Origin of the sequence: Streptomyces sp. NPDC058664 (assembly GCF_042716635.1) — a bacterium.
Classification (GTDB): domain Bacteria; phylum Actinomycetota; class Actinomycetes; order Streptomycetales; family Streptomycetaceae; genus Streptomyces.
Map to the genome: position 1 here is coordinate 92,473 of NZ_JBHXRW010000031.1, position 7,370 is coordinate 99,842.

Here is a 7,370-nt window from a genome sequence, read left to right on the forward strand (position 1 = left end):
GGGCTACGCCTTGCCCCTCCGTCCGTCCTGGAGCATCGAGTCCAGGGTGATCGCCGCGTCGATCAGCGCCAGGTGTGTGAACGCCTGCGGGAAGTTGCCCAGCTGGCGACCCGTCAGGTCGATCTCCTCGGAGTACAGGCCGAGGTGGTTGGCGTACGTGAGCATCTTCTCCAGCACCAGCCTGGCCATGTCGAGACGTCCGGCCCGTGCCAGGGCGTCGACGTACATGAACGTGCACAGGGAGAAGGTTCCCTCGGAGCCGCGCAGCCCGTCCGGGGACGCCTCCGGGTTGTAGCGGTAGACCAGGCTGTCGCTGACCAGCTCGCTCTCCATCGCGTCCAGGGTGGACTTCCACATCGGGTCGTCCGGCGTGATGAAGCCGACCGTCGGCATGCGCAGCAGCGACGAGTCGAGCACGTCGTCGCCGTAGTGCTGGACGAACGCCTGCTTCTTCGGGGCCCACCCCCGGTCGAGGACCTGCGCGAAGATGTCGTCCCGCGCCTCCACCCAGCGGCTGCCGCCCGCGGGACGACCGTCGTCGTAGGCGATGCGCAGGGCACGGTCGAAGGCCACCCAGGACATCACGCGTCCGTAGGTGAAGTCCTTCCGGCCGCCACGGGTCTCCCAGAGCCCCTCACCGGGCTGGTCCCAGTGGTCGGCCAGCCAGTCGAGCAGGGTGTGCAGGGCTTTCCAGCCCCCGTTGTCGAGATGCATGCCGTGCTGGTGCGCGAAGTAGATGCTGTCGAGCGCCTCGCCGTAGATGTCCAGCTGGAGCTGGGTCGCGGCTCCGTTGCCGATGCGGACCGGGGCGGAGCCTCGGTAGCCCTCCCAGTGGTCGAGGGTCTCCTCGACCAGGTCGGCGGAGCCGTCGACGCGGTACATGATGTTCAGCGGCCCGGAGCCGTTCCCCTGGCCGGCCTCCTGCTTCACCCGGTCGTGCAGCCAGTTGATGAACGCGGCCGCCTCCTCCTTGAACCCCATGCCGAGGAGGGCGTAGACGGAGAACGACGCGTCACGGATCCAGGTGAACCGGTAGTCCCAGTTGCGTTCTCCGCCCAGTTGCTCGGGAAGCCCCGCCGTGGGGGCTGCGACCAGGGCTCCGGTCGGCGCGTACGTCATGAGCTTCAGCGTCACGGCCGACCGTTCCACCGCCTCCCGCCAACGGCCGGAGTAGGTGGACTGTCCCAGCCAGGAACGCCAGAAGTGGACCGTCTCGTCGAAGAGCTGCTCGAACTCCTCCACGCGGACCTCGTGCGGGGGCCCTCCGGGAGAGGATTCCATGACCAGACCGCGCTGCTCTCCTGCCCGCAGGCGCAGCGAGAAGCGCAGGTCGTTGCTGTCGACCGAGAGGATGCTCAGCAGCCGCTCGTCATGCGGCTCGCGGACGAGGTGGACGGCGAGGTCCAGGTCCTCCGAGGCGAACAGGGCCCCGTGCTCCGTGAGGTGCAGCTCGTGCGGCTTGCGGCCGTAGTCGAAGCGCGGAGCGATCTCCCCCTCGAACGTCATGCTGCCGCGTACGCAGCGCAGCATGCGGACGAGGCGGTGCCGGTCGGTCGCGGTCGTTCCGGTCACCGGCATGAAGTCGACGACCTCCCCCGCCCCGTCCTCGGTCATGAAGCGCGTCACCAGGACGGCGGTGTCGGGGTGGTAGAGCTGTTTGGTGGTGTACGCGTCCACAGCCGGCCGTACGGTGAAGTGACCACCCTTGCTCCGGTCGAGCAGTGCGCCGAAGACGCTGGGCGAGTCGAACCGGGGACAGCAGAACCAGTCGATCGTCGCACCGGTCGTCACGAGGGCGGCGGTCTGCAGATCGCCGATCAGACCGTGGTCCTCGATCAGGGGGTAGTCGTCCATCGTGGCCCCTTTCAGCCCGGTCGACCACAGGGCCCACCGTCACGCGGCGGACCCGGCGACACCCGATCAGCTTAGGTCGGCGATGTCCGTTCCGTCCTGTCGGGACCGTCGCACGAGCGCCGGTCGGCGGTCTGCCGCTGCGCCGGTCCCGCGGTCCCCCTACCGTGGGACGACGGCGGTCCCGAGCCGCTCCGTGTGCCCGCAGAGCACCCGACTCCTCCGGACGAAGGGGGGCGTGACGTGGGTGTCCCGACGTCCTGGGCGGCCCGATTCAGGCTGCGGCAATACGTCAAGGCAAGCCTGTGGATCGTGCCGATGTCCGGTCTCGTCCTGGGCGCTCTTCTCGCCGAGCTGGCCCTGGCCGCCGACAGCGCGGGCCGGCCGCCGAGCGGCTGGCACTACTCCGCGACGACGGCGAGCGACGTCCTCACCGCCATCGTGGGGGCGATGGTCGCCCTGCTCGGATTCGTCGTCACCATCGGCGTACTGGTCGTGCAGCAGGCCACGGGCACCCTCTCCCCCCGCTACATGCGCCTGTGGTACCGGGACCGGCTGCAGAAAGCGGTTCTGGCGACCTTCACCGGGACGTTCGCGTTCGCCTTCTCCCTGCTGCGCAGCATCGAGTCCGGCTCCGTGCCCGACCTCGGAGTCACCCTGGCCGGCGCGGCGGTGGCCGTCAGCCTCGTGCTCCTCCTCATCTACCTCAACCGCTTCACCCACAGCCTCCGTCCCGTGGCCATCGCCGAGCTGGTCACGCGGATGGGAGAGGCCGTCTTCACCGCCGGGGCCGAGGCGATCCGGGGCGCCGCGCCGCGTGGCGACGGGGCCGTGCCGTCCGACGGTCCGGTGATGCGCATCCGTACCGCACGCGGTGGGGCCATCCAGGCGTTCGACGTGCCGGGCCTCGTCGCGGAGGCGGCCCGCCACGACTGCGTCTTCGTCGTGACACGGCTGATCGGTGACTTCGTACCGCCCGGCACGGTGCTGGTGGAGGTCCACGGGGGCACCTCCGGACCCGACCCGGAACGGGTCACCGGTCTCGTCGCCCTCGGGCCCGAGCGCACCATCGAACAGGACCCCGCCTTCGCGCTGAGGGTCCTCGTCGACATCGCCATCAGGGCCCTGTCCCCGGCGGTGAACGACCCCACCACCGCGGTGCAGGTGATCAATTACATCGAATGGTTCCTGCACACGGTCGGCACCACCACCCTCCCCGGCCGCTACGTCCTGGCCGATCGGCAAGGGACCGCCCGGCTCGTGCTCCCGGGGCGGGACTGGGACAACTACCTCCAGCTCGCCGTCTGCGAGATCCGCGACTACGGGAGTTCGTCCGTACAGATCTGCCGAAGGCTCCGCGCCCTGCTCGACGGCCTGCTCGAGGCCCTGCCGGTCCAGCAGCACCCCTCCGTACGCACGCAGATGGACCTGCTCCGCGAGTCCGTCGAGCGGGAGTTCCCCGACCCGGCCCGCCGAAGCATCGCGCAACGGGCCGACCACCAGGGCATCGGCGGGCAGTACCCCCCGTGACGGTCTCTCCGCCAAAAGGGGGGCCGGGGCGTCGCTCCGGTCGCGGGCGCGGGAAGGAGCGCCTTTGCTGGACTGACGGCGGGTGCTCCGCCGCTCGACGTCACCCGCGAAGCGTCCTGCAGGAGACCCGTATGGAACCCCAGCCCAGCCGGCCGGATCCGTCACGCCGGGCCCCTTCCGCGGGCACGGTCCGGCGGGCGGGTGCCGGCGGTAGCACCTCCGTGCGGGGCGCCGCCTCCTCGAGCGGCCCGCGGCCGGGCGCGGCGGACCTGCCGTGCCGGAGAGCCGGTGAGAAGGAACCACTGCCCTCATGAGCGACACGCCGCCGGAAGGTGGGACGCGGTGGCGGCGACGCCACCCGGGCCGTCTGCGTTTCCTCCTTCCGCTCCTGCGCTCCGTCGCCGTGGTGGCGGCGACCACCGCCCTGTACTTCCTGCTCCCCCTCAACCGTGACCTCGACCAGCACACCGCCGTGGTGCTCGCCCTGGGTCTGCTGGGAATCGGCGCGCTCCTCGCGCTGCAGACGGTCGGCATCGTCGCGTCGCCCTATCCCCGGCTGCGGGCCGTCGAAGCGCTGACCACGGCCGTCCCGCTCTTTCTGCTGCTGTTCTCGGCGACCTACTTCCTGTACGCGCACGAGCAGGGGCCGCACTCCTTCTCCGAACCGCTCAGCCGGACCGACGCCCTGTACTTCTCGGTGACCGTGTTCGCGACCGTCGGATTCGGCGACATCGTGCCCGTCTCGCAGACGGCCCGGGTGCTGACCACCCTCCAGATGGTGGTCGGCCTCCTTCTCGTAGGGCTGGTCGCCAAGGTCATGGTCGGAGCGGTACGGCTCGGGCTGGAGCGGCGCGAGTCGCCCGAGTCGCCCGAGTCGCCCGAGCGGCCCGAGCAGCCCGAACCGTGACTTCCCCGCCCCCGTCCGGAGGACACCCCCATGACGAAGCCGAAGGCCCGCCCGGTCCCCTCCGAAGAGCCGGAAGGGACCTCTGAAGCCGACCACTTGCGGGACCTCCTGCGGATGCCCGCGTACCGCAAGGTCCTGGTGTTCAGCGCGCTCATCGGCGTCCCCGTCTCCCTGGCCGCCTTCTGGTTCCTCGTCGGCCTGCACGAGCTGGAGCACGTGATGTGGGCGGACCTGCCGGAGGCACTCGGACGGGACTCCCCGCCGGCCTGGTGGCCGCTGCCCCTGCTCGCCGTGGCCGGAGTGGTCGTGGGGCTGGTGGTGACCCGTCTGCCCGGCGCGGGCGGTCACGTCCCGGCGTCCGGCCTCCACGCCGGCGGGGCCTCGGCCGCCGCCCTGCCCGGGGTGGTCATCGCGGCGGCGGCGAGTCTGCCGCTCGGTGCCGTCCTCGGCCCGGAGGCCCCCCTGATCGCGCTCGGCGGCGGTCTCGCCCTGCTCTTCCGGACTCTCGTCCGGGCTCCCGCCACCCCCGAGAGCACCGCCCTGCTGGGCGCGGCGGGCGCGGCGGCGGCCATCGCCGCCATCTTCGGCAATCCGCTCGTCGCCGCCGTCCTTCTGATCGAGGTGGCCGGAGTGGGCGGGCCGCAGCTGTTCGTCGTGATGCTTCCCGCTCTGCTGTCGAGCGGCGTCGGAGCCGTGGTGTTCACGGGCTTCGGACGCTGGACCGGTCTCGAGACGGGAGAGCTCAGCGTCCACTTCCCCACCGCTCCCCCGCGGCTGGACGTGGGGGACGTGGGCTGGTCGATCCTGCTGGCGGCAGGCATCGGTGCGCTGACGCACCTGGTGGTCATCGGGGGACGGCTGACCGCCGCCTACGTGGCGGCCTCCCCGTTCGTCCGTACGGTGATCTGCGCGGTCGCCGCCGGAGGGTGCGCCGCTCTCTACGCCGTCGTCACCGGTCGTAACCCTGTGGACGTCGCCTCGTCGGGCCAGGCGACGCTGGCCGGGCTCGCCGCCGATCCGCATGCCTGGGGCGTCGGTGCCCTGCTGGCCGTCCTGCTGTTCAAATCGGCCGCGTACGCCCTGTGTCTGGGCAGCCTCCGCGGCGGACTGGTGTTTCCCGTGCTCTTCCTGGGCGCGGCGGCAGGTGTGCTGCTCTCTCCGCTGCCCGGGTTCGGGGTGATCCCCGCCGCCGCAGCGGGCATGGCCGCGGCGGCGGCGGCCGCCATGCGGCTTCCGGTCAGCAGCGCGGCCCTGGTGGTCCTGGTGCTCGGGAACGCCGAGACGGTCCCGGTGGTGATCCTGGCGGCGGTGACGTCCTTCGTGACCTCCGAGCTGCTTCCGCGGGGCCCGTCGGACGCACCGCGCCGCCCGCGCGGGAAGGCGCGGGCGGCTGGGTGAGGGTCAGGCGCCGAGGATGCGGCTCTTCTGGGCCTCGAACTCGGTCTCGGAGAGCACCCCTTGTTCCTTGAGCTGGGCGAGCTCCTTCAGCTGGGAGATCTTGGTGTCCATCGACTCCCCGGCCGGCGGTTCGGATGCGGGCGGCTGAGCGGTGTAGGCCTGCTGGGGCACCGCCGGGGCGGAGCGCTCGTAGTCCTGCTGCGCCCATCGGCCGGCCTGTCGGCGCGACACGCGGTTGGACACGGCGGTGGCGGTACCGGAGATGACCGCGGTGCGCGCGACACCGCGAAGGAGACCAGGCATGACAGAGTCCTTGTCGTCGGGCGGCCGTCGGCCGTCAGGAGGCGGATCCGGTCCCGGCCTCGAGGGCCTCCAGACTCGCCAGGAGGTCCTCGGCCGGGATCCTTCCGTTGGCCACCATGCGTGCTCCGCCGCGGCGCAGGGCGGCCGCCAGCGGCGCGGCCCACAGGTTCTCGTACACGAGGACGCCCGCGGAGTTGCCTGGGTCGAGGACGGCGGCGGCCTCCTGGAGGTCGTCCTCGCCGAGCAGGCCGGAGGAGGCGCCCTCGAAGACGGCCAGGTCGAGTTCCCCGTCGCCGTCCATGTCGGCGATCTTCAGCGCTCTGACCGAACCGTCCTCGTCCTTGCGGACGAAGGACAGGTCGAGGACGCGGATGACGCGCCGTTCGACGAGGTCGAGCAACAGGGGCAGTGCTTCTCCGGTCATGCGGTTGCCCGGGAACTCCAGGATCAGGTAGTCCACGGGGCCCATCTCGGAGAGTTCGTCGACGCTCATACCGACTCCTCGCTGGCGGCCTTCGGCCTCCGACCGTGCGGCAGCCACTCCTCCGGCCGCGCTCGTTGCGCCTCCCATTCCAGCACCGCGGGTCCGCGCACGCACCTTCGTGGCGGTCCGGGGCCGCCGCCGTCAGGTGAGTTCGTAGAGGCTGCGGCCGGTCGGAAGCCCAGTGCCGGGGACAGGACGACGACGGCCTGGTCCTGGTGGGTCGTGATCGTACGCATCAGCGCCTGGAGCCTGGCACCGGCGCGAGCGGGCCGGAAGTCGCGTACAGCTCCGTCGCCAGAAGAGTGGAGCTGACGAGCACGCGGTAGAAGACCAGCGTCAGCCACGTGACGGCGTGCGACAGGTCGTCGTTCATCACGGTCAGGGCCCCGCCGCGACCATGCCCCAGGGCTGGAGCAGCACGGCCATGCCGGCGGCCGACCATCCGGAGGCGTTGCGCAGCTTCCCGAGCCAGGCCGACTCTTCCCTGGGGCGGCTCTCCTTGCGCCGTTTGTACGCGCCGTACAGGATCAGGCCGACTCCGAGGGCGAGCTTGGCGGCGAGGGCGGCGGTCGACGGGACGGAGTGCCTCTTGGGCGGCGATCCGTCGGTGAAGAGCAGGACGCAGGCGATCACCAGCACCAGGCACGCCAACCGGGCGAGAACGAAGACCAGCCCTTTGCGCAGCCCCTTGTCGGTGGACAGCAGCAGGATCAGTGCCATGACCGGCAGCGGGTGGAGTGCGATCGCCAGGCCGATGAGGATCATGTCGAGTGTCATCTGCGGGCGCTCTCGTCGTTGTGCGAGCACCTGGGAGAAGCCGATGACGGACGAGTCGATGGAGAAGCTGGCCACGGAGGCATGGCTCTACGGATACCCGCTGGTCACGGCGGCCGTGAC

General features: G+C 71.2%; 8 protein-coding genes. 3 read left to right on the forward strand and 5 right to left on the reverse strand.

The genetic code is table 11. The features are described from left to right. Positions 1-3 precede the first annotated feature (3 nt). A complete protein-coding gene (locus ACFWUY_RS24630) occupies positions 4-1,854 on the reverse strand; it encodes a glycoside hydrolase family 15 protein (RefSeq protein WP_384112935.1) in 1,851 nt (616 codons plus the stop codon). Positions 1,855-2,094: 240 nt separating this feature from the next. On the opposite strand from ACFWUY_RS24630, the gene ACFWUY_RS24635 reads away from it, so the two are divergent. The 3 genes from ACFWUY_RS24635 to ACFWUY_RS24645 all read left to right on the forward strand — a co-directional run bounded on the left by ACFWUY_RS24635 (position 2,095) and on the right by ACFWUY_RS24645 (position 5,686). Further along, on the forward strand, positions 2,095-3,381 hold the full coding sequence (locus ACFWUY_RS24635) for a DUF2254 domain-containing protein (protein WP_384112938.1): 1,287 nt from the start codon (positions 2,095-2,097) through the stop codon (positions 3,379-3,381). Between the two features lie 310 nt (positions 3,382-3,691). Further along, the gene (locus ACFWUY_RS24640; RefSeq protein WP_384112941.1) at positions 3,692-4,288 is read left to right on the forward strand and encodes a potassium channel family protein; all 597 of its coding nucleotides are present in this window, start codon (positions 3,692-3,694) and stop codon (positions 4,286-4,288) included. A gap of 30 nt (positions 4,289-4,318) precedes the next feature. Continuing rightward, entirely contained in the window at positions 4,319-5,686 is a 1,368-nt protein-coding gene (locus ACFWUY_RS24645; RefSeq protein ID WP_384112944.1) for a chloride channel protein, read from the forward strand. Between the two features lie 3 nt (positions 5,687-5,689). Here ACFWUY_RS24645 and ACFWUY_RS24650 read toward each other — a convergent pair whose 3' ends face one another. From ACFWUY_RS24650 to ACFWUY_RS24665, 4 genes are all read right to left on the reverse strand, one after another. Further along, positions 5,690-5,989, reverse strand: coding sequence for an SHOCT domain-containing protein (locus ACFWUY_RS24650; RefSeq protein ID WP_384112948.1), 300 nt, complete (start codon positions 5,987-5,989; stop codon positions 5,690-5,692). Between the two features lie 34 nt (positions 5,990-6,023). Next, positions 6,024-6,482: a DUF6325 family protein gene (locus ACFWUY_RS24655; protein ID WP_384112951.1), complete on the reverse strand. Its 459-nt coding sequence runs from the start codon at positions 6,480-6,482 to the stop codon at positions 6,024-6,026. Between the two features lie 226 nt (positions 6,483-6,708). Continuing rightward, entirely contained in the window at positions 6,709-6,846 is a 138-nt protein-coding gene (locus ACFWUY_RS24660) for a hypothetical protein (protein ID WP_384112954.1), read from the reverse strand. A 5-nt stretch (positions 6,847-6,851) separates the two neighbouring features. After that, entirely contained in the window at positions 6,852-7,250 is a 399-nt protein-coding gene (locus ACFWUY_RS24665) for a GAP family protein (protein WP_384112957.1), read from the reverse strand. Positions 7,251-7,370 lie beyond the last annotated feature (120 nt).